This is a genomic window from Nocardia salmonicida, from assembly GCF_036142455.1.
Taxonomy (GTDB): domain Bacteria; phylum Actinomycetota; class Actinomycetes; order Mycobacteriales; family Mycobacteriaceae; genus Nocardia; species Nocardia salmonicida.
Genome location: NZ_CP108014.1, coordinates 2,444,930 through 2,466,048, shown reverse-complemented (window position 1 = coordinate 2,466,048; position 21,119 = coordinate 2,444,930). Strand labels below are relative to the sequence as shown.

The 21,119-nt window shown below is 66.4% G+C and carries 18 protein-coding genes and 1 pseudogene; 10 read left to right on the top strand and 9 right to left on the bottom strand.

The genetic code is table 11. The features are described from left to right. Positions 1-24: 24 nt before the first annotated feature. Positions 25-1,857: a glutamine--fructose-6-phosphate transaminase (isomerizing) gene (gene glmS, locus OHS03_RS11685; RefSeq protein WP_328662750.1), complete on the bottom strand. Its 1,833-nt coding sequence runs from the start codon at positions 1,855-1,857 to the stop codon at positions 25-27. A gap of 12 nt (positions 1,858-1,869) precedes the next feature. Beyond that, positions 1,870-2,139 (bottom strand): hypothetical protein, encoded by a 270-nt coding sequence (locus OHS03_RS11680; RefSeq protein ID WP_328662749.1) that lies wholly within the window; start codon positions 2,137-2,139, stop codon positions 1,870-1,872. Positions 2,140-2,383: 244 nt separating this feature from the next. Between OHS03_RS11680 and OHS03_RS11675 the strand changes: the two genes are divergently transcribed. Continuing rightward, positions 2,384-3,889 (top strand): hypothetical protein, encoded by a 1,506-nt coding sequence (locus OHS03_RS11675; RefSeq protein ID WP_328662748.1) that lies wholly within the window; start codon positions 2,384-2,386, stop codon positions 3,887-3,889. Positions 3,890-3,903: 14 nt separating this feature from the next. On the opposite strand, the gene OHS03_RS11670 is transcribed toward OHS03_RS11675, so the two are convergent. Next, complete coding sequence (locus tag OHS03_RS11670) at positions 3,904-4,428, bottom strand: TerD family protein (protein WP_328662747.1); 525 nt, start codon at positions 4,426-4,428, stop codon at positions 3,904-3,906. A gap of 199 nt (positions 4,429-4,627) precedes the next feature. Here OHS03_RS11670 and OHS03_RS11665 point away from each other — a divergent pair, with 199 nt between their 5' ends. From OHS03_RS11665 to OHS03_RS11635, 7 genes are all read left to right on the top strand, one after another. Then, positions 4,628-5,386 carry a polyamine aminopropyltransferase gene (locus OHS03_RS11665; protein WP_328662746.1) on the top strand — a complete coding sequence of 253 codons (759 nt, stop codon included), beginning with the start codon at positions 4,628-4,630 and terminating at the stop codon, positions 5,384-5,386. A 152-nt stretch (positions 5,387-5,538) separates the two neighbouring features. Beyond that, on the top strand, positions 5,539-6,084 hold the full coding sequence (locus tag OHS03_RS11660; protein ID WP_328662745.1) for a hypothetical protein: 546 nt from the start codon (positions 5,539-5,541) through the stop codon (positions 6,082-6,084). A 115-nt stretch (positions 6,085-6,199) separates the two neighbouring features. Then, a complete protein-coding gene (locus OHS03_RS11655; RefSeq protein ID WP_328662744.1) occupies positions 6,200-7,126 on the top strand; it encodes a TauD/TfdA dioxygenase family protein in 927 nt (308 codons plus the stop codon). Positions 7,127-7,259: 133 nt separating this feature from the next. Next, positions 7,260-7,901 carry an ABC transporter permease gene (locus OHS03_RS11650; RefSeq protein WP_328662743.1) on the top strand — a complete coding sequence of 214 codons (642 nt, stop codon included), beginning with the start codon at positions 7,260-7,262 and terminating at the stop codon, positions 7,899-7,901. Beyond that, entirely contained in the window at positions 7,901-9,181 is a 1,281-nt protein-coding gene (locus tag OHS03_RS11645; RefSeq protein ID WP_328662742.1) for an ATP-binding cassette domain-containing protein, read from the top strand. Before OHS03_RS11650 ends, OHS03_RS11645 begins: the two co-directional genes overlap by 1 nt. Then, entirely contained in the window at positions 9,178-9,915 is a 738-nt protein-coding gene (locus OHS03_RS11640; RefSeq protein WP_328662741.1) for an ABC transporter permease, read from the top strand. Before OHS03_RS11645 ends, OHS03_RS11640 begins: the two co-directional genes overlap by 4 nt. Further along, the gene (locus tag OHS03_RS11635; RefSeq protein WP_063054803.1) at positions 9,912-10,883 is read left to right on the top strand and encodes a glycine betaine ABC transporter substrate-binding protein; all 972 of its coding nucleotides are present in this window, start codon (positions 9,912-9,914) and stop codon (positions 10,881-10,883) included. Before OHS03_RS11640 ends, OHS03_RS11635 begins: the two co-directional genes overlap by 4 nt. A gap of 140 nt (positions 10,884-11,023) precedes the next feature. On the opposite strand, the gene cydB is transcribed toward OHS03_RS11635, so the two are convergent. From cydB to OHS03_RS11615, 4 genes and pseudogenes are all read right to left on the bottom strand, one after another. Continuing rightward, entirely contained in the window at positions 11,024-12,046 is a 1,023-nt protein-coding gene (cydB, locus tag OHS03_RS11630) for a cytochrome d ubiquinol oxidase subunit II (protein WP_328662740.1), read from the bottom strand. Between the two features lie 9 nt (positions 12,047-12,055). Then, positions 12,056-13,549, bottom strand: a complete 1,494-nt coding sequence (locus OHS03_RS11625; protein ID WP_328664178.1) for a cytochrome ubiquinol oxidase subunit I — start codon at positions 13,547-13,549, stop codon at positions 12,056-12,058. Between the two features lie 94 nt (positions 13,550-13,643). Further along, positions 13,644-13,757 (bottom strand): annotated as a pseudogene (locus OHS03_RS11620) (DUF488 domain-containing protein); the annotation flags it as partial. 57 nt (positions 13,758-13,814) lie between these two features. After that, positions 13,815-14,558, bottom strand: coding sequence for a uracil-DNA glycosylase (locus OHS03_RS11615; RefSeq protein ID WP_328662739.1), 744 nt, complete (start codon positions 14,556-14,558; stop codon positions 13,815-13,817). 95 nt (positions 14,559-14,653) lie between these two features. Here OHS03_RS11615 and OHS03_RS11610 point away from each other — a divergent pair, with 95 nt between their 5' ends. Both OHS03_RS11610 and car read left to right on the top strand, forming a co-directional pair. Continuing rightward, the gene (locus OHS03_RS11610) at positions 14,654-16,153 is read left to right on the top strand and encodes a carboxylesterase/lipase family protein (RefSeq protein WP_328662738.1); all 1,500 of its coding nucleotides are present in this window, start codon (positions 14,654-14,656) and stop codon (positions 16,151-16,153) included. Then, positions 16,150-19,608, top strand: coding sequence for a carboxylic acid reductase (car, locus tag OHS03_RS11605; RefSeq protein WP_328662737.1), 3,459 nt, complete (start codon positions 16,150-16,152; stop codon positions 19,606-19,608). Before OHS03_RS11610 ends, car begins: the two co-directional genes overlap by 4 nt. A gap of 3 nt (positions 19,609-19,611) precedes the next feature. Here the strand turns inward: car and OHS03_RS11600 are convergent, their stop codons facing one another. Then, entirely contained in the window at positions 19,612-20,220 is a 609-nt protein-coding gene (locus tag OHS03_RS11600) for a GDSL-type esterase/lipase family protein (RefSeq protein ID WP_328662736.1), read from the bottom strand. 308 nt (positions 20,221-20,528) lie between these two features. Beyond that, complete coding sequence (locus OHS03_RS11595) at positions 20,529-21,092, bottom strand: TetR family transcriptional regulator (RefSeq protein ID WP_062981020.1); 564 nt, start codon at positions 21,090-21,092, stop codon at positions 20,529-20,531. Positions 21,093-21,119: the final 27 nt, after the last annotated feature.

Genomic DNA, 21,119 nt, shown 5'->3' with positions numbered 1-21,119 from the left:
CCGCACGGTCGGCTACGGGAGTTTCTATTCCACGGTGACGCTCTTGGCCAGGTTGCGTGGCTTGTCGACATCGCGACCGAGGGCCAGCGCTGTGTGATAGGCCAGCAGCTGGAGCGGGATCGTCAGCAGCATGGGGTCCAATTCCGGTGCGACCCTGGGGACCCGGATCACGTCGTCGGCCACATTCGGCGGCAGGTCCGCGTTCGTGACGGCGATGACCGGCCCGCCACGGGCCTTGATCTGTTCGATGGTGCTGATGTTCTTGGCGAGCAGTTCGTCGTCGGGGACGATCACCACGCTCGGCATCTCCGGGTCGATCAGCGCGAGCGGACCGTGTTTGAGCTCGGAGGCCTGATAGGCCTCGGCATGCACATAGGAGACCTCCTTGAGCTTCTGTGCGCCTTCGCGGGCGACCGGCCACGCCCGAACCCGGCCGATGAAGAACATGCTGCGGGCCTTGGCGTATCGGTGGGCGATCTCGGCGATGTCGTCTTCGTCGGTGAGGACCTGGTCGATGGCGTCGGGCAGGGCGCGCAGCCCGTCGACGATCCGGTTGCCGTCGGCTGCCGAGAGGTCGCGTACCCGGCCTAGCAACAGGGCCAGCATCGTGAACGACACGGTCATGTTGGTCAACGCCTTGGTCGAGGCGACGGAGATCTCCGGGCCCGCGTGCAGGAACACTCCTGCCCCGCACTGGCGTGCGATCGCGCTGCCCACCGCGTTGACGGCACCGATCACGCGGCCGCCCTTGCGCTGTAGCTCCTGCACCGCGGCGAGAGTGTCGAGGGTTTCGCCGGACTGGCTGATCGCGACATAGAGCGCGTCGGGGTCCACGACCGGATTGCGGTAGCGGAACTCCGATGCGGGTTCCGCCGTGGCCGGGATGCGCGCCAGTTCTTCGATCAGCTGGGCGCCGAGCTGGCCAGCGTAATAGGCCGAGCCGCAACCGAGGAAAACGACCTTGCTGATGCTGCGTAGTTCACGTGCGTCCATGTTCAACCCGCCGAGATGGGCGGTGGCGAAGCGGTCGTCGAGGCGGCCACGGAGTGCTCTACGGACCGCCTCGCCCTGCTCGGCCATTTCCTTGCGCATGAAGTCGGGGAAACCGCCGAGCGCGTAGTCCTCGGCCACCATGTCGATGGTGGTCGGGATCTTGTCGGTTTGCTCGGACTCGACTCCCAGTGTGCTGGTGCGGAATTCGCCGTCGCGGACCGTGGCGAGTTCGCCGTCGTCGAGGAACACCACGCGCTGGGTGTGGTGGACAAGGGCGGCGACATCGGAGGCCACGAACATCTCGCCGTCGCCGACGCCGAGCACGATGGGGCTGCCGTTGCGGGCCACCACCAGTTCGGTCGGGCGGCGCGCGTCGAGCACCAGCAGTCCGTAGGTGCCTCGGACTCGGTGCAGCGCGAGGCGAACGGCGTCCTCGAGCGATTCGGTGGCCTCGAATTCGCGGGCGACGAGGTGGGCTATCACCTCGGTATCGGTTTCGGAGACCAGGTCGATGCCGAGTGCGGTGAGCTCGGCCCTCAGCTGTTCGGCGTTCTCGACGATGCCGTTGTGTACCACCGCGATTCGCCCGCTGACATCGGTGTGCGGGTGTGCGTTGGCATCACTGGGCTCGCCGTGGGTGGCCCAGCGGGTGTGCGCGATCCCGACGGTGCCGCGCAGCGCGGTGGCGTCGGCTTTGTCGCGAAGATCCTGCACCCGCCCCTTGGTCTTGCAGACGCGCGCCTTCCCTCGATGCGACAGCGCCAACCCGGCCGAGTCGTAGCCGCGGTACTCGAGCCGATGCAGGCCCTCGAGCAGCACGGGAACAGCTTGCCGGTGACCGATGTATCCGACGATTCCACACATGGCGTGAACCCCTTACCCGTAGACGATGCGACGAAGTTGCCGTTCGGTGAATGACGGCGCCGCGACCGGACGCTCGGCGAGTTCGGCTTCGAGCCGTCGCCAGATCTCGGCGTTGCGCATCTCCCGAGACTGCAGCTCGGCGTGCCTGCGCCGGACGAACTGCTCGGCCGTCTCGTCGAAGTACCCGACGATATCGGCGACGACCCGGGCGGCCACGCGTTCGGGAAGGCCGGTGGATGCCACGACGTAGCGGACGAGCTCGGTGGGTACCCCGTCATTCACTCGCACGATCTTGCCTCGCCCGACCGGGTTCTCCAACATCCCTGCCCGAATTCGGGCAAATAGTGTCCGGACAGGGTATCGACAGGCCGCGTCCTGCGCGCCGGATGGTCCGGCCGAGGCGTGCGGAGCTCATCCTGTTATCGCCTTGTGAGGTGTGAGCCGCGACTTGCGAACAATTTGCTGGAAGGCTGTCGAAGGGGACGGCATACGGCGCATCCGAGTGGAGGTTGTGGTGAGGCGACGAATGGGCGACGCATTCGGTGATCGGCTTTATTTCGCGGGCCCCGCGTCGGCCTCGGAGGGTGTCGGCGGCAGACCCGAATATGTCGTCGACGCGGCGATCGTGACGATTGCCGAAGAGATCGTGCGGACGGGTTTCGATGCCGAAGATACCGTGCACCAGCGGCTGCGGAGATTCTGCGCGCACGCGAAAGCCGAAGGGGCAATGGTGAATTGCCTTCTCGGTGCGGCCACAGCCGTCGAAGACGGTGGGGTGGTGCCGTTTGTCGGCCGGGTCGTCGGCAGGCTCGGGCACGCGGAGTTGTTGTTCGATCTCGCCCTCAGCGATTCGGGTATCGATCCGTTCGACGGCAATCCCGTCCAGAATTCGGTCGGGCCGGGCACGATGACGGAGCTGGATTTCGAATTCGTGATCGCTCAGGTGAGTGAGCTGGTCGATAGCTTGCTGCTCCCCAATTATCTGGCATTGCTGGAATGGCGTGACCTCACCGGGGAGGCGCCGCGATCTCGGCGGCCGGAGCAGTCGGCCGCGCTGCTGTACGAGCTGAACGAACGGCTCGCCCCGGTGCTCGGCGAGATGCCGCTGGCCTGGCTGCTGCTGCACTACGCGGAGTTCGGCGTCGCGCCGCTGGCGGACTCGATCCATCGCGCGGTGCTGCGCACCAACGCCGCCGACGCCGTATCCGCCGCGCGCATGGCGGCGGCGGCGCTCACCGCGATGTCGTTCGTCTCCTCGTCGGCCAGGCTGGATGATCTTCCGGTGGTGTCGCGCCGTCCACTGCATCAGCCGACGCTGGTCACCGGCAATCACGTCATGGCTGACCTCGTCTGCGCGCTGTCGCGGTGCGATACCGCGAACGGCTGGCAGGCCGACGCGAAACTGTTGCGGACCGACGACGCGCAGACGGTCGGCTGGTTACTGGTCGAGGATCGCCGCCATCGCCGCGGAACACGCAGCAGCCGAAGCGATCTCATGGCTTCGGCGATCGGGCTGGAGATCATGCTCGGTGTCGACTACGCGTCGGGTTCTGCCCCGACGGCAGTGCAGGCGCCGTCGTCGACCGCGATCACCGCCGAGCTGCTGCACGTACTGCGTCTGCCCTGGGATCAGATCCCGGAATCGGCCCGCTATACGCCGCTACATCTGGACGGTGCCCTGCGTTTGGCCTGCTGCGCGGTGGAATCCATGGCGCCGGGTATCGAGGCTACGAACGATATCCTGCGCCGAGCCGCCGACCGGGCGATCCCCGCACTGAGTACTCGACCGGACCCGCCGATCTACCTGCAGGGCGCACTGGCCCTGCTCGACGCCTGGCATCGCGGCGGAGCGCCCCGGGCCCGACCTCTGCTCGAGGCAACCGAACCCATTGCCCCCGTCGTCTTCAGCACACTGCTGCTGATCGGTGCGGCGCTGCTCGAAATGCTGGCCGAGGAGTTCGACGCGGACGTGATGCACGTCCTGGACGCACTCGAGACCCGACTACGGGCCCGCGACCGATTGTCGGAGTGAGACAACCGTCGACCTCAGTCGAGGTAGACGGCCAGTTGGGGAACCGCGTTGACCACATGCTGAGCGATGATCGGCTGGCCGATCATGGTGAAGACCCAATCCTGGTGGGGGCGATGCAGTTTGCCGACGACGATGCCGGTGTGAGCGCCGACGCTGTCGAGGTCGATGCGGATCAATTCGATGCCGGTGACATTGTCGACGACACGACAGAACCCGTTGACGATCTGGTCGAATCGTTGGCCGGTATAGCAGGTGACGAGGAATACGATCGTGGTGACGGCGGGATCGAGCAGGGACACGTCGACCACGATGACTTCGTTGTCGCCGTGCCCGTCGCCTGTGACGCTGTCGCCGAGGTGGCGCAGCGCGCCGTCGCGCGAGATCAGTTGCTCGTGATAGGCGACATCGACGAAGTTGTCGCCGGCGAACGACAGCGCGGCGGCGTTGAGATCGATGTCCTTGCGACGGGGGTGTGTTCCGTAGCCGTGGGCGGGATCCCAACCGAGGCCCATGCTGAGGTGAGTGAGTGCGTGCGTCATGCGGTACTCCTGGCTGAACGGATGCGTACCCGTCACCGGTAGAACCCCACTCGATCGGGCTCGAGCCGGGTTGTCGACCAGACTTCCCGACTCGTCGACCCATAAACATGCCGTAAAAGCAACGGCCACCGCAAATTCTGATGGCGCCGCGGGCCGTTGTCGGCCGGGTTCCTGTCATCGCAGGACTACCGTGACGGCGATGAGCGCACGCTTCGAAGAACTCGGCTGGCGACAGACCCCGATCGGCGAGATCAGTTTGCGTCGACGGTTCGATCCGACGGTGCGTGCCGATGTCTACGAAGTGAAGCTCGGCGACGAGTACCTGATGTCGAGCTTGTTCACCGTCGCCGAACGTGAGCTGTCGCGACTCGGGCTGGCTCGGACACCGGGCGATCGGCTCGATGTGGTCGTCGGCGGCCTCGGATTGGGGTACACCGCGCGAGAAGCATTGGTGGACCCGAGAATTCGTGAACTCACCATTATCGAATATTCCGACGCGGTCATCGACTGGCATCGACGTGATCTGCTGCCCGATACCGCCGGGTTGGCCGCCGACCGCAGGGTCGAACTCGTCTGCGCGGACTTCTTCGCCGCAGCGGCGGGTCCGGTGGGCTTCGATCCGACCCGCCCCGGCCGCAAGTACGACGCACTCCTGCTCGATATCGACCACTCGCCACGCCACGTCCTGCACGGCTCGAACGCCGCGTTCTACACCGGTGCGGGCCTGCGCGCGGTCGCGAACCACCTGGTCGACGGCGGCACCTTCGCGATGTGGTCCGACGACGCACCGGACGACGAGTTCTGCGCGACACTCGAATCCGCCTTCGTCGACGTCCAGGCGCAGTCGATCGTGTTCGACAACCCGCTGACCCGCGGACAATCCGGCGCGACGATCTACCTCGCGACTCGCTCCGATCGCTTGCGGGGCACAGGTCACAACCAGGCAATATGTGACTAGGTACAACAATGCGGCGAAGTGATTGCCGATGGCGTCGACAAGGTCGATCGTAAGTATGTGGGAGTATTCGTCCCACACACCGAACCGCTGGTAAGCGCTTCATGACAGGCCGGTTCGGGATCGAGCTTTTCGGATTCGACATCGGAGTCAGGATGAACAGCTTGCTCGAAAACCACCGCGGATGGGTTGCCGATATCTTCGCGGACGGGTTGTACGGACATATCGACGCCCCCGGCCCCAGGGCGACACTCGCGATCGACGCCCCACCGCTGTCATCCGAAGATCGGCACTCGCGCCGACCGGAGGAGGTGATCGGGTGGCGCGCACTGTGCTCCTGCGACAGCTGGCACGGGCGAACCTGGCTACGCGCCGACCGCAGCGCCGACCACGCGCCGTCCGCGCGGGTCCTGCATTGCCCGGCCGGCAGACTCGACACGGACCTGGCCCGGTTGGTGCTCGCGGAATGGGACTACCACCAGCTCGAGATGCAGGCCCTGATCCCGGTGCGGTTGGCATTCGCGGACACGGCGTCGGCAGAGCAGCGCCTCGTCGAAGCCGTCCGGTTCGTGCGCGCGTCCGGGGCGTCATGGGAAGCGGTTGCCCGAGTGATCGGCGCGCCCTCGGCGGAAGCCGCCGAAATGCGATTCAGCAAGTGGGCCGCCCCTGAGCACGAGGCGGCGGAACTGCGCATTCCGTAGTTCCCGCTGAAGTCGACGCGGCGATTCGGCTCAGCCTGAATTCAATGCTGGTCGCGCCTCGTTCCTGGTGGTTTCGTGTGACCAGATCGTCCAGGTTCGAGCGAAAGGCCACCGTATGTCCGTCGATGACGCAGCCGCCCCAGGAGTACGGGTGGTGAAGCTCGGCGCCCACATCGGCGCGCAGATCGACGGTGTCCGGCTCGGTGGTGACCTGGACGCGCTGTCGGTGGCTGCCATCCGCGCCGCGCTCGACGAGCACAAGGTGATCTTCTTCCGTGGCCAGCACCACCTGTCCGAGGACGGTCAGTACGAGTTCGCGCAGTTGCTCGGCGATCCGACGACTCCGCACCCGACGGTGACCTCGGCCGGGGCGAAGAGTCTGGCCATCGATTCGCACCAGACCCGTTCCAATGTCTGGCACACCGATGTCACCTTCGTCGATCGTGTCCCGCAGGCCTCGATCCTGCGCGCGGTGGCGCTGCCCAGCTACGGCGGTTCGACCACCTGGGCCTCGACCGTCGCCGCCTACAACGCGCTGCCCGAGCCGCTCAAGCGACTCGCGGAGAGCCTGCGCGCGCGCCATTCGAACCGATACGACTACGCCGCCGAGATCGAGGACCGATCCGCCGATATCGACCGCGCCTATCGTCGCGAGTTCGAGTCCACCTATTTCGAGACCGAGCACCCCGTGGTGGAGGTGCACCCGGTGACCGGCGAGCGAGCCCTGCTGCTCGGCTGCTTCGTCAAGGAGATCGTCGGGGTGTCGAGCAGCGAGTCACGGGCGCTGTTCCGGCTGTTCCAGGACCGGGTCACCCGTCTCGAGCACACCGCGCGCTGGAACTGGTCGCTGGGCGATGTCGCGATCTGGGACAACCGGGCCACCCAGCACTACGCCATCGACGACTACGACGGCAGTGAGCACCGCAGGCTCACTCGCATCACGCTGGGCGGGCCGGTGCCCGTGGGTGTCGACGGCTCCGCGAGCACGGTGATCGCGGGCGACGCCGAGCCCTACGCCGCTCCGCTCGAGCGCGCGGCATAGCCATCATCGACCGCCACGACCGCGCGCGCGTCCCGGGAACGACACTCGAGATCAACTATTCTGCGACGGCACATCCGACGGTTGCGCACGCGCGAACAGCTACCCACTGGCCCGGTCCGACGATGGGAACGCCGTGAATTTGTGGAACTACGTCCGGGGTAGGGGAGAGGTACTGACCTTCCTCACCTATCAGCACGCGTCACTGGCCTTTCAGACAGTGCTGGTCGGAACCGTCGTCGCGATCCTGATCGCGGTGGCGGTGTACCGGTTGCCGCTGGGCTCGGCACTGACCCTGACCTCGAGTCGGGTAGCGCTGACGATTCCCTCGCTGGCGCTGCTGGCGTTGCTGCTCGTCCCGTTCGGTCTCGGTGTCGTGCCGTCGTTCATCATGCTGGCGTTCTTCGCGGCCTTGCCGGTGATCGGCAACGCGATCGTCGGGCTGCGCTCGGTGCCCGCCACGGTCGTCGAATCCGCGCGCGGCATCGGACTTTCGCGGTGGCGGATCCTGCTCACCGTCGAACTGCCGATCGCCTGGCCGGTTATTCTCACCGGCATCAGGGTCTCGACCCAGATGATCGTCGGGGTCGCCGCGATCGTGGCCTACGTTCTCGGGCCCGGCCTCGGCTCGCTGATCTTCAACGGTCTGTCTCGCCTCGGCGGCGCCAATGCCCTCGAAATGGCGCTTACCGGAACCATTCTCATCGTTGCCATCGCGTTGGTCTTCGACGCGCTCCTCGTCCTGCTCGGACGCCTCACGATTGCCAAGGGACTGTGATGACCGACGTGACCAGCCAGCTCGCGCCGACGGCCCGGCAGCGCAATGTGACCGGTGATTCCATCACCTTGGACGGGGTCGTCAAACGGTACAAGGGCCAGGACACGCCCGCTGTCGAGCGCCTCGACCTCGAGATCGATGCCGGCGACATCGTCGCGTTCGTCGGACCGTCGGGGTGTGGCAAGACGACCACGCTCAAGATGATCAACCGGCTGATCGAGCCGACCGAGGGGCGGATCTTCATCGGCGGCCGCGATGTCACCCGGGAGGATCCCGACAAGCTGCGGCAGTCGATCGGCTACGTCATCCAGTCCGGTGGCCTGTTCCCGCACTGGTCGGTCGCCAAGAACATCGGCGCGATCCCCCGGGTGCTCGGCTGGGACAAGAAGCGGATCGCCGAGCGCACCGAATACCTTCTCGACCTGGTCGGTCTGGACCCGGCGACGTTCGCCGACCGGCTGCCCAAGGACATGTCCGGCGGCCAGCAGCAGCGCGTCGGCGTCGCCCGCGCGCTCGCGGCCGACCCGCCGGTGCTGCTGATGGACGAACCGTTCGGCGCGGTCGACCCGATCACCCGGGTTCGCCTGCAGGACAGTCTGATCGCGATCCAACACGAACTCGGCAAGACCATCGTGATCGTCACCCATGATTTCGAGGAGGCCACCAAACTCGGCGACAAGGTGCTCATCCTGTCCGAGGGCGGGCACGTCGAGCAGTACGCGACACCGGAGGAGATCCTCACCGACCCGGCGACGCCGTTCGTGGAGGAATTCGTCGGATCCGGCGCGAAGCTGGCCTATCTCACGGTGTCTCGGGTGCGCGATGTGGAGGTCGACCCGGTGACCACCGCCAGGATCGGGGAATCCTCGCAGGTCGTGATCGGGCGGGCCGAAGCCGCGGGACACACCTGGGTGGTGGTCGTGGACGAGTCGGGTCGGCCGCGGTCGTGGCCGTCACTGACGGAAGTGGCGAGCAAGCCGGAGGTCTCGGACTATCTGGACCGCCGTCTGCCCGTGGTGGCCAAGTCCTCGACGCTCAACGACGCGCTCGACGCCATGCTCGCGGCGAGTCAGGGCGCCACCCTGGTCACCGATGGTCGCGGCGCCGTCGTCGGCTCGCTGAACATCGGCTCGGTGACCGATGTGATCCAGACCAAGCTCGCCGAGGGGCACGCCGCGGTCGAGGACTCGTCCTACGAAACCTATGTCGACGGTTCCGATCCCACGCCCACGCCGGTCGTCGCCGCCGACGACGAACCCGGATCGGTCGAACCGGCATGAACCGTCTGCGCCGGGTCCCGATCGACGTATGGTTCGAACCGCTCATCATCGTGGTGATCGGCATCGGGTACGTGTTCTGGTATCAGTCCTCGACATTCACCCCGACCGAACAGGCCTCGCTCGGCTGGGCCAATCTGCAGACCACGATCCTCGATCACATCCGGCTTACCGTGGTCGCCACGCTGATCGTGGTGGTCGTCGCGATTCCGCTCGGTATCGCGCTGACCAGGCCGGCGTTGCAGCGGTTCGAGCCGATCGCCGTGAATATCGCCAATGTCGGCCAGGCCGCGCCTGCCGTCGGTTTGCTCGTGCTGTTCACCTTCTGGCTCGGCACCGGTTTCCGCACGGCGGTCGTCGGTCTCGTCGTCTACGCGATCCTGCCGATCCTGCAGAACACGATCGTCGGACTCCGACAGGTGGACCATCGCACCATCGAGGCCGCGCGCGGTATCGGCTTCTCGGCCGGACGGACCCTCGTGCTGGTGGAGTTGCCGCTCGCGGTGCCGGTGATCCTCAACGGCGTGCGCACCGCGCTGGTCATCCTGGTCGGTACCGCGACGCTGAGTACCTTCATCGGTGCGACCAGCCTCGGCACCCTGATCACGACCGGCGTCACCCTGTTTTTGCCCAAGCTGCTCATCTCCGGCGCCGTGCTCGTCGGCCTGCTGGCGTTGATCATCGATTGGCTCGGCCGACTCGTCGAACTGGCCGCGACCCCACGAGGTGTCTCATGAGGCGAGTCCCGTTGATTTCCGCGCTGGTCGCGACGATGTCGCTGCTCGTCGGCTGTGGGCTGGTGAGCTCGTCGGGCACCTTCCACGAGGCGAGCCTGCCCGGTGGCGAACGTCCCCTCGACGGCGCGAAGTTGGTCGTCACCTCGAAGAGCTTCACCGAGGGTGTGGTGCTCGGCAAGATCACTGCCACCTACCTGGCCGCCGCGGGTGCCTCGGTCACCGACCTGACAGGCGCCCCGGGTTCGGCCTCGTCTCGGCAGGCCCAGCTCAACGGCGACGCCGACGTGCTGTGGGAATACACCGGCACCGGCTGGGTCAACTATCACAACGAGACCGAGACGATCGCGGACCCGCAGGAGCTCTGGCAGCGCGTCCACGATGTCGAAAAGCGTGATCACAACCTGGAGTGGCTCCCACCGGCCAATTTCAACGACACCTACGCCTTCGGTGCGTCGACGCCGACCGCGCAGCGACTCGGCGTGAAGTCGCTCTCGGACGTGGCCGCACTACCGGTCGCCGAGCGGACTTTCTGCGTCGACGACGAATTCTTCAGTCGCTCGGACGGTTTCATCCCGATGCTGCAGAAGTACGGCATCCCCTACAACGATCCCAACGGTGTCCCCGTGGGCAACGTCACCCGGATGGACGCCGGCGTGGTCTACACCGCGACCGCGAAAGGCGAGCCCTGCCATTTCGGCATGGTCTACACCACCGACGGCCGCGTCAAGAACCTGAATCTGGTCGTCCTGGACGACGACAAGAAATTCTTCCTCCCCTACAGCGGCACCGCGGTCGTCCGCGGCGCCGTCCTCGACGCCGACCCCGAACTGCGCGAGCTTCTCGGCACCATCTCCGAGCTCCTCACCGACGACCTGATGCGAGAACTCAACGGCCGCGTCGACATCGACGGAGAAGACCCCGCCGACGTCGCCTACGACTGGCTGAAGAGCGCGAACCTCATCGAATAGCGCTCTGTCGCCCGGCTCCGCGACCCAGGCCACCACTGAAGCGATTGCAGCGAGGTCGATGCGGGCGCCGACAACGCACCGCGCGCGCCACGGCACTGTCGGTGCCATGACGCGCGCGGCGGATGTTGTGGGCGGAAGGCCTATTTCGTCAGGGGCAGCCCGGTCGGTTCGGGAATCTGTTCCACCGTCAGACGTTTGCGGAAGACCCAGTAGGTCCAGCCCTGGTAGATCAGAACCACCGGGGTGCACAGCACCGCTGCCCAGCTCATCACCTGGAGGGTGTAGTGACTGGACGAGGCGTTGTAGATGGTCAGGTCGAAGGCGGGGTCGATGGTGGAGGGCATCACGTTCGGGTACAGCGAGCCCACCAGCAGGACGGTGGCCGAGGTGATCGTGAGCGTGGTGCCGATGAAGGCCCAGCCGTCACGGCCCGCGACGGTGGCGCCACCGGCGACGACAAGGCCGAGTACCGCGGCGCCGAGAGCGCCCCAGGTCCAGCCGGAGCCGTAGGCGAGCTGGGTCCACAGCCCGAACCCGCCGACGATCACCACCGTGGGCACGAACAGGATCCGGACGCAGGTGCGGGCATCGTCACGGACCTCGCCACCGGTCTTGAGCGCCAGGAAGATCGCGCCGTGCAGGGCGAAAAGGATGGCCGTGGTCGCCGCGCCGAGCAGCGCGTAGGGGCTGAGCAGATCCCACACCGAGCCGACGACCTGGCGCTTCTCGTCCAGCGGCACACCGCGCACGAGGTTGGCGAAGACCCAGCCCCAAGCCAGTGCCGGAATCCACGAGCCGATGCCGATGCCGACGTCGCACCAGGCCCGCCACTTCGGCGAGTTGATCTTCGATCGCCACTCGATGGCGCAGATCCGCAGGATCAACGCGACCAACAGCAGCAGCAGGGCGAGGTAGAACCCGGAGAACAAGCTCGCGTACCACTCCGGAAACGCCGCGAACATCGCACCGCCCGCGGTGATCAGCCACACTTCGTTGCCGTCCCAGACCGGGCCGATCGTGTTGAGCACGACGCGCCTGCGCGCATCCGAACCCTTGCCCAGGATCGGCATCAGCATGCCGACACCGAAGTCGAAGCCCTCGAGAATGAAGTAGCCGGTGAACAGCACGCCGACCAACACGAACCAGAATTGCTGCAGACTCATCGTCGTCTCCTAGTACGCGAAGGACAGCGGCTCGACGGGTTCGGCGCGGTGCCTACCGCCACCGCCGTCGTCATCGGGACCGGACTCGTCATCGGACGCCGTCGGCCCCGGCTCGGGCCCGACCACGGTGTAGCGGTGCATCAGGTAATACCAGACCACGGCCAGTGCGCCGTAGAGCAACGTGAAGACGGCGAGGGAGAAGATCACCGTGCCCGGCGCATGATCGGAGACACCCTGCGCCACGGTCATCCGAATGGTCGTGTCGCCGGTCAGATTCGGCACCACCACCCAGGGCTGGCGTCCCATCTCGGTGAAGACCCAGCCCGCGCTGTTGGCCAGGAAGGGAGTGGGGATGGCGATCAGGCACAGCCAGGAGAACCAGCGCTTGTCGGGTACTCGGCCACCGCGCGTCATCCAGAGACCGGCGAGCAGCAACAGCGCAGGTCCGGCCAGCAAGCCGATCATGCCGCGGAAGCCCCAATAGGTGACGAAGAGATTCGGCCGGTAATTTCCGGGCCCGTAGTCCTGCACGTAGGACGCCTGCAGATCCTCCACGCCCTGCAACGTGACGCCGGTGAACTTGCCCTCGGCCAGGAACGGCAGCACGTACGGAACTTCCAGTAGATGCGTGACACTGTCGCAGTTGTTGTGTGTGCCGACGGTGAGGATCGAGAACTTCGGATCGGTCTGGGTGTGGCACAGCGATTCCGCCGACGCCATCTTCATCGGCTGCTGATCGAACATGATCTTGCCCTGGATGTCGCCGGTCACCCCCACCACGACGATCGATGCGGCGATGACCCACATCCCTGCGCGGGCCGCCGGTCGCCACATGATCCTGGCTTCATCGAGTTTCGCGGCATCATTGCTGCGCGCGTTGCGCACCATGAACCACCCGGCGACGCCGACGACGAAGGTCGCCGCGGTCAGGAATGCGCCGGCGACCACGTGTGGAAATGCCGCGAGGGTGGTGTTGTTGGTGAGCAGCGCCCAGATGCTGTCCAGTTCGGCGCGTCCGGTGTCGGGGTTGTACTTCGCGCCGACCGGGTGCTGCATGAACGAGTTGGCCGCGATGATGAAGTACGCCGAGGCGTTGACGCCGAAGGCGACGATCCAGATCGTCGCGAGGTGAACGAGTTTGGGCAATCGGGTCCAGCCGAAGATCCACAATCCGAGGAATGTCGACTCCAGGAAGAAAGCGACCAGCGCTTCGAATGCCAGCGGCGCACCGAAGACGTCGCCGACGAATCGGGAGTACTCACTCCAGTTCATCCCGAATTGGAATTCCTGCACGATGCCGGTGGCGACGCCGATGGCGAAGTTGATCAGGAACAGTTTCCCGAAGAACTTCGTGAGCCGATACCAGTGTTCTTTTCCGGTGATCACCCACGCCGTCTGCATTCCCGCTACGAGCGGTGCCAGTCCGATGGTGAGCGGGACGAAGATGAAGTGGTAGACCGTGGTGATACCGAACTGCCATCTGGAGACATCCAGTGTGCTCATTGCCAGCGAACTCATCGTCGGATCTCCTGCCATCGCAGTGAACTGTTGCCGAACCGCTTGCTGTTCGAGTCGAGATGAAATGGATGCTGACGTGCTACGGCACCGCTTCGGCGCATATGACGGCGGTGGTCGCTTCGCCCGGCAGGTCGACGAGCTCGTCGATGCCCGCGGCGAATTCCGGTGTCTGCAGGTAATTCGCGTACGCGCGGAACGACGCATTGCGTCAGCACTGCTCGATCCTAGGTGACGAGGCCGCGAATTCCGGTCAGGACTCGGCGATCGTCTTCGCCCGCAGCAGTATGTCTTCGATCATCGCGGGGCTTACTTTTCCCGTCGCGGTATTGCGCTGGCTCACGTGGTAACTACCGAGCACGGTGACCGATCGGCCGTCGGGATGGGTGATGGCGACTTGCGCGCCGTGGGTGAATCGTGGACGCGGACGTGGCACAGTCCAGTCGCCTGCGGAAAGGACAGTGAACAGGGCTTGCCAGCCGAAGCCTCCGAGGACGACGATCACCCGAAGCGTCGGGCCGATCAGTTCCAGTTCCCGGCTGAGGAAAGGCGCGCAGCGGCGACGCTCCTCGGGTGTCGGCTTGTTCTCCGGCGGGGCGCAGTGCACCGGCGCGGTGAGCCGGGTATCCACCAGTTCGATGCCGTCGTCGAGGCTCACCGGATGCGCGCCGGTCGCCGAGCCGACCGCGTGTAGCGCACCGAACAGGACATTGCCGCTCGGGTCGCCGGTGAACATGCGCCCGGTGCGATTACCGCCGTGAGCGGCGGGGGCGAGGCCGACCACGAGAATTCGAGCGTCGGCGGGCCCGAAACCGGGTACCGGCCGACCCCAGTACTCTTCGTCGCGGAAGGCTGCCCGTTTGACGACCGCGACTTCTTCGCGCCAGGCGACGAGCCGGGGGCAGGCACGGCAGGTGGAAACCAAGCGATCGAGTGCGGCGATATCGGGGGTGAATTCCGCCGCCCACGGGGCCTTTTCCGGATCCTCGCCGGTCATCGACTCAGTCTAGTCCGCGGTGTCGATGCGGCTTCGGAAAAGTTCGCCGACCGAACCAGCTGCGCGGTACCGTCGGTACCACGTACATTCGAGGGATGTTGTCCACCGAGATCGTGAGCGCCGACGGAGTCGTGCGCGGTCGTGCGGGTCGTCGAATCGCCCGCTGGCGTGCCCTGCCCTACGCGGCCCCACCCATCGGAGCGTTGCGGTTGCGTGCGCCCCAGCCTGTTCGACCGTGGACGGGAGTCCGGTCGGCGACCGAGTTCGGCTACGCCGCGGTGCAGAATCCGAACGGTGCCCGCATCGGCCCGCGGACCTGGCAACCCACCGGGGAGGATTGCCTGACGCTCAATGTCACCGCGCCGGCGACGCCGTCGGCCACCCCGCGCCCGGTCATGGTGTTCTTCCATGGTGGCGGATACCTGATCGGCACGTCGAGCATGTATTCCGGCGCACGGTTGGCCGCGCGCGGTGACGTGATCGTGGTGTCGGTGAACTACCGCCTCGGCGCGCTCGGGTATGTCGACTTCAGCGAATTCTCCACGGCTGACAGACCTTTCGAGTCGAACCTCGGACTTCGCGATCAGGTCGCGGCGCTGGAATGGGTGCGTCGCAATATCGCCGCGTTCGGTGGTGACCCCGACAACGTCACCATCTTCGGTGAATCGGCCGGTGCGCACGCGGTGGTCAGCTTGCTGGCGACGCCCGCCGCGCGCGGCCTGTTCCATCGAGCGATCGCGCAGAGCGCCCCCGCTGACTGGACCTCGACACCGGAGGAGGCGCACCGCTTCGCCCGTCGCTGCCTGGACCGGCTCGGCGCGACCCCTGCCGACGCCGCGACCGTGCTGAACACTGTGTCCGCGAAGGAGCTGTGCCGGGCGGGTGACCGCGCGCTCGGTCGTTCGCTGCGCGAGGAACCAGGCAGCTTTCCCTACGCCCCTGTCGCGGACGGCGACTTCCTCCCGGAGATGCCTCTGGACGCCATAGCGGCGGGCCGCGCGCATCCGGTGCCGTTGATCATCGGCACCAACCGCGACGAGGCGACACTGTTCCAGCGCTTCGCCAAGTCGGTGCCACACACCCCTCAGCAGCTCAGCACCATCTTCGAACGCTACGAGCCCGGCACCGAAAAGCGGGTGACCAGCAGCTACCCCGGCTATCCGGCAGCACGGACCGCAGTACGGGTCGGCGGCGACCACCTGTTCCTACGTCCGACGTTGGCCGTGCTCGAAGGCCACAGCCGATACGCCCCCACCTACGCCTACCGGTACGACTACGCCCCGCGCGCGCTGCACCTGGCGGGCTTCGGCGCCACCCACGCGCTCGACCTGGTCCCCGTCTTCGGCTGGGTCGACGGCCCCGTCGGGCGCGCGATGACCGCAGCCGGTGGCAGGCGGGCCTTCCTCGCGGTCCAGGACTACATCCAGGACAACTGGCTCAGCTTCGCCCGCACCGGCCGACCGCTGGCGCCGTGGTCGCCCTACACCGCCGAACGCCGCACCACCTCCATCATCGACCATCCGCCGCGCGTCTTGGTCGACCCCGAGTCCGCGCAACGTCAAGCGTGGCAAGGCATTCGGAAGTGTGAAGCATGACTGTAGAGCTCGCCGCGGGGCAGCTGGCCGACCGCATCAAGGCGCTCTACGCCCGAGATGAGCAGATCCGTGCGGCGCGGCCCGTCGAGGATGTGCACGCCATCGTGACGACTCCCGGACTCGCGACGGCGCGCATCGTCGAGACCGTCATGACCGCCTACGCCGATCGCCCGGCACTGGGCACCCGCCGTACCGAATTGGTCGAGAACGGCGGACGGTCGACGCGAAAGCTGTTGCCGGAGTTCGACTTGCTGACCTACGGGCAGGTGTGGGAGCGCACTCGCGCGCTCGCCGCGGCCTGGCATCGCGACGGTGTCGTCGCGGGGGATTTCGTCGCGGTGCTCGGGTTCACCAGTGCCGACTACACCGTGCTCGATCTCGCCACGATCCACCTGGGTGGGGTCGCGGTGCCGTTGCAGGCGGGTGCGGGTCTGGAACAGTTGCGGTCGATTCTCGACGAGACCGAGCCGACGGTGTTCGCGGTCGATACCGCGCACCTGGACATCGCCGTGGACGCGGTACTGGCAGGCGTCACGCCGCGTTCGCTGATCGTGTTCGACCATCACGCCGACGACGACGATCACCGGGATGCCCTCGACGCGGCCCGCTCCCGTCTTCGGGCCGGGGGATCGGGTCTCGTGCTCGGCACCCTCGACGACACCATCGAGCAGGGTCGCCGCGCCGACGCGGCTCCGCTGAGCGTGCCCGCCGAGGGCGAGGACCCTCTCGCACTGCTGATCTACACCTCGGGCAGCACCGGGACCCCCAAAGGCGCGATGTACACCCAGCGCCTGGTCGCGGTGGGCTGGCAGCCCGCGCGGCCGCTGACCGCGATCAATGTCAACTTCCTGCCGATGTGCCATATCGCCGCTCGGCTCACCCTCAACAGCGTGCTCGCCCGTGGCGGCACGGCGTATTTCGCGGCGGCGCCGGACCTGTCGACATTGTTCACCGACATCTCCCTGGTGCGGCCCACCGAGATCTTCCTGGTGCCCCGGGTGTGCGACATGATCCTGCAGCGCTTCCAGCGTGCGGTCGCCGAGCGCGGCGACGCGGCGATCGACACCGTGAAAACCGAACTGCGCGAACGGTTCCTGGGTGGCCGGCTGCTGTCGGTGCTGTGCGGCAGCGCGCCGATCGCACCCGACCTGCGTGCCTTCGTCGAGTCGGTACTGCACCTGCGCCTACACGACGGTTACGGCTCCACCGAGACCGGCGGCGGGGTGATCTTCGATACGAAGGTGATGCGCCCGCCGGTACTGGATTACAAACTCGTCGATGTGCCGGAGCTCGGCTATTTCGGCACCGACAAACCGTATCCGCGCGGCGAGTTACTGCTCAAGACCACCACCATGATCGCCGGGTATTACCGCCGCCCCGAGGTGACCGCCGAGGTCTTCGACGCCGACGGGTTCTGCCGCACCGGTGACGTGGTGGTCGAGTTGGCGCCCGACCGGTTGGCCTATGTCGACCGCCGCAACAATGTCCTCAAGCTCTCCCAGGGCGAGTTCGTCACGGTGTCGCGGTTGGAGGCGGTGTTCGCGGGCGCGGACCTGGTGCGCCAGATCTATGTGTACGGCAGCAGTGAACGCGCATATCTGCTGGCGGTCGTAGTGCCCACCGAGGCCGCGCTCGCGGGGCCTGCCGACGAGTTGCGCGCCGCGGTGAGTGCGTCGCTGCACCGCGCCGCCGCCGCGGCCGAACTCGAGCCCTACGAGATTCCGCGTGACTTCATCATCGAGTCCGAACCGTTCTCGACAGCCGACGGGATGCTGTCCGGGGTGGGGAAACTGTTGCGGCCCAAGCTGAAAAAGCGCTACGGGCAGCGTCTCGAGCAGCTCTATGCCGACCTCGCACGGGGTCAGGAAGACGAACTGCAGCGGCTGCGTCGCGACGCACCCGGGCTGCCGGTGTACGACACCGTCGCCCGCGCCGCTCGCGCTGTGCTCGGCGGCGATCCGGCGGATCTGCGTCCGGACGCACGATTCGGTGATCTCGGCGGTGATTCGCTGGCTGCGCTGTCGTATTCGACGCTGCTGCGGGAACTGCTCGCGGTGGACGTGCCGGTGAATGTGCTGCTCGGACCGGACAGCGACTTGGCGCGGATCGCCGACTACGTGCGACGTGAGCGTGAACCCGGCACGCACAGAACCGATTCCGACGCGGTGCACGGCAAGGGCGCTACCGAGATCCGCGCGGCGGATCTGACGCTCGAGAAGTTCGTGGATGTCAGCACCGCCGCGCGCCTACCTGCCGCTACGCCGGCGAAGACGGTGTTGATCACCGGCGCGAACGGATATCTCGGGCGGTTCCTGCTGCTGAGTTGGCTCGAGCGGCTCGCCCCGGAGGGCGGCAAGGTGATCTGCGTGGTCCGTGGCGGTGACGAGGTCGCCGCCCGAGAGCGCCTCGACGCGGCGTTCGACACCGGCGACAGTGAGCTGGCCATACACTTCCAGGTTCTCGCGAAGGACACCTTGGAAGTGCTGCCCGGTGATATCGGTGAACCGAATCTCGGTGTGCCGCAGCCGACCTGGGATCGGTTGGCCGGCGAGGTCGATCTGATCGTGCACTCCGCGGCACTGGTGAACCATGTGCTCCCGTACGCGCAGCTGTTCGGTCCGAATGTGGTCGGCACGGCCGAGATCATCCGGCTGGCGCTGACGACTACCCGCAAGCCGGTGAGCTATCTGTCGACGGTGGCTGTCGCGGCGCAGGGGGAGTCCTTCGCCGAGGACGGCGACGTGCGAACCATGAGTCCGGTTCGCCGACTCGACGATTCCTACGCCAACGGCTACGGCAACAGCAAGTGGGCGGGCGAGGTTCTGTTACGCGAGGCTGCCGAGCGGTTCGGGCTGCCCGTCGCGGTATTCCGCTCGGACATGATCCTGGCGCACAGTCACTTCCGCGGCCAGCTCAATGTGCCCGACGTGTTCACCCGTCTGCTGCTGAGTGTGCTCGTCACCGGGCTCGCGCCGACATCGTTCTACCGCACCGATTCCCACGGGCAACCACAGCGCGCCCACTACGACGGCCTACCTGCCGACTTCGTCGCCACGGCCATCACCGAACTGGGCGCCGCTGCCTCGAGTGGATACCGCACCTACGACGTCCTCAACCCGCACGACGACGGGATCTCCCTCGACGTGTTCGTCGACTGGTTGATCGAAGCGGGCCACCGCATCGATCGCATCGACAGCTACGACGACTGGTTCGCCCGCTTCGAAACCGCCTTGCGTGCCCTGCCCGAACCCCAGCGCAAGCACACCCTGCTCCCGCTCCTCGACGCCTACCGCAAGCCCGGCCGTCCTTTGCGCGGCTCGGCTCTGCCCGCCGACGGCTTCCGTGCCGCCGTCCGCGCCGCACAGATAGGTCCTGACAACGACATCCCGCACCTGCCTACAGATCTCATCGCCAAATATGTCCGTGACCTGAAGCATCTCGGCATTCTGGAATAGCACTCACAGGCGAGGCCGGGCGATCCACGAGTGCCACCCGCCATCGAGGATCAGCTCGGCCAAGCGCTGGTAACCGGCACCGCCGGGGTGGGCGCCGTCGCCCGACGCGGCTTCGCCGGCCCAGATCGGGTCTTCGGCCAAGTGCTTGGTGGTGGCGACGAAGGGCACGTCACGCGCGCCGCACAGTTTCGCCATGTCGTCGGCGAGTTCGACCGTTCGGCGCAGATGCTCCTCGCCGCCGTCGACGACAGGTGGTGGGCCGATCACCAGCGGATGGATCGCGCGCTCGCGGCTTTCGGCCAGGAGGGTCGCGAGGTTGTCGAGGCAGCGCGCCTTACCGACCCGGACGCTGCCGTCCTCCACGACCGCGTCGTTGCTGCCGAAGGAGATCACCAGGCGATTGTCGGCGCCGGGCAGCACGCGCGGATCGACTTCGCGCCAGCAGCGACGCAGGACATCGTCGGAGGTGTTGCGTCGGATGCCGAGGTTGAACGCGGTGATGCCGGGGCCGGTCGCGGTGAGTACGAGGCCGACCCAGCCGCGGTACTCCGGGTCACCGATGCCCTGGACGAAGGAGTCCCCGATGAAGCAGATGCGTAGATCCTCGTTCATTTCGGCAACTGTACGAGGTGGGGGAGCGGGGCCGTGTTACCCGGTCCGGCCGGTGGTGGGGGAGCGCGTTTACGAAGGGGCGGTACAGGTTTGAATCGTCCTGGTCATTCCGGTTCGGGTGGTCGAGGGCCACGTCGACGATCTTGGGTGCCACAACTCCTGATTTATTTAATGCCGATACGCAGATATGCGCATCTATACATGTATTCCGCCCATCCATCATCCCGACCTGCGCACGAACACACCGTCTCAAAAAACAAGGAGGCTGGGGGAGCTCCTAGCCGGTTGGTCTCCGTGGGTACCGGTTATTAGCGAGGAGTCACAATGCGCGCGACGGCCGACACCATCGCCGAGCGCTGCTCTGCCAGGCGGTCGCGGCCGGCGACGACTGTTCCGGCCCGGGCGTGGGCGGCTGATGTGCGAGCCAGGTCGGTGAGCATGTGGAGCAGGATCGTGGCCGGGATGTCGGTGGTGACAAGTCCTTCGTGCTGGCCGCGGCGGAGTTCGACGAGTTTCGCGTCGATGGTGCGCCGCAGGACCTGGGGAATATCGCCGGACGGCTCGAGTTCGGACCAGGCTTGTAGCCGGGCGTTGTCGGGGTGGGCGATGAAGTGGTCGAACAGGCGGCCCACATAGGCGGGAAGGTCGTCGGCGGACATCGCGGCTTCGCTACTGGTCTCGGTGGTCCAGCGTTCGGTGACAGCGGCGTAGAGCTCGTTCTTGCCCGGGAAATACGCGTAGAGACGGTCTTTGCTGGCGTGCGCGGCGGCCGCGATGCGGTTGATCCGAGCACCGGCGATGCCGAATTCGGCGAACTCCGCTTTCGCCGCGGTGAGTATTCGCTCCCGTGTTGCCTGACCTGCTGCCCGCATGAGCCGAAGCGTACCCCTTGCCGAACC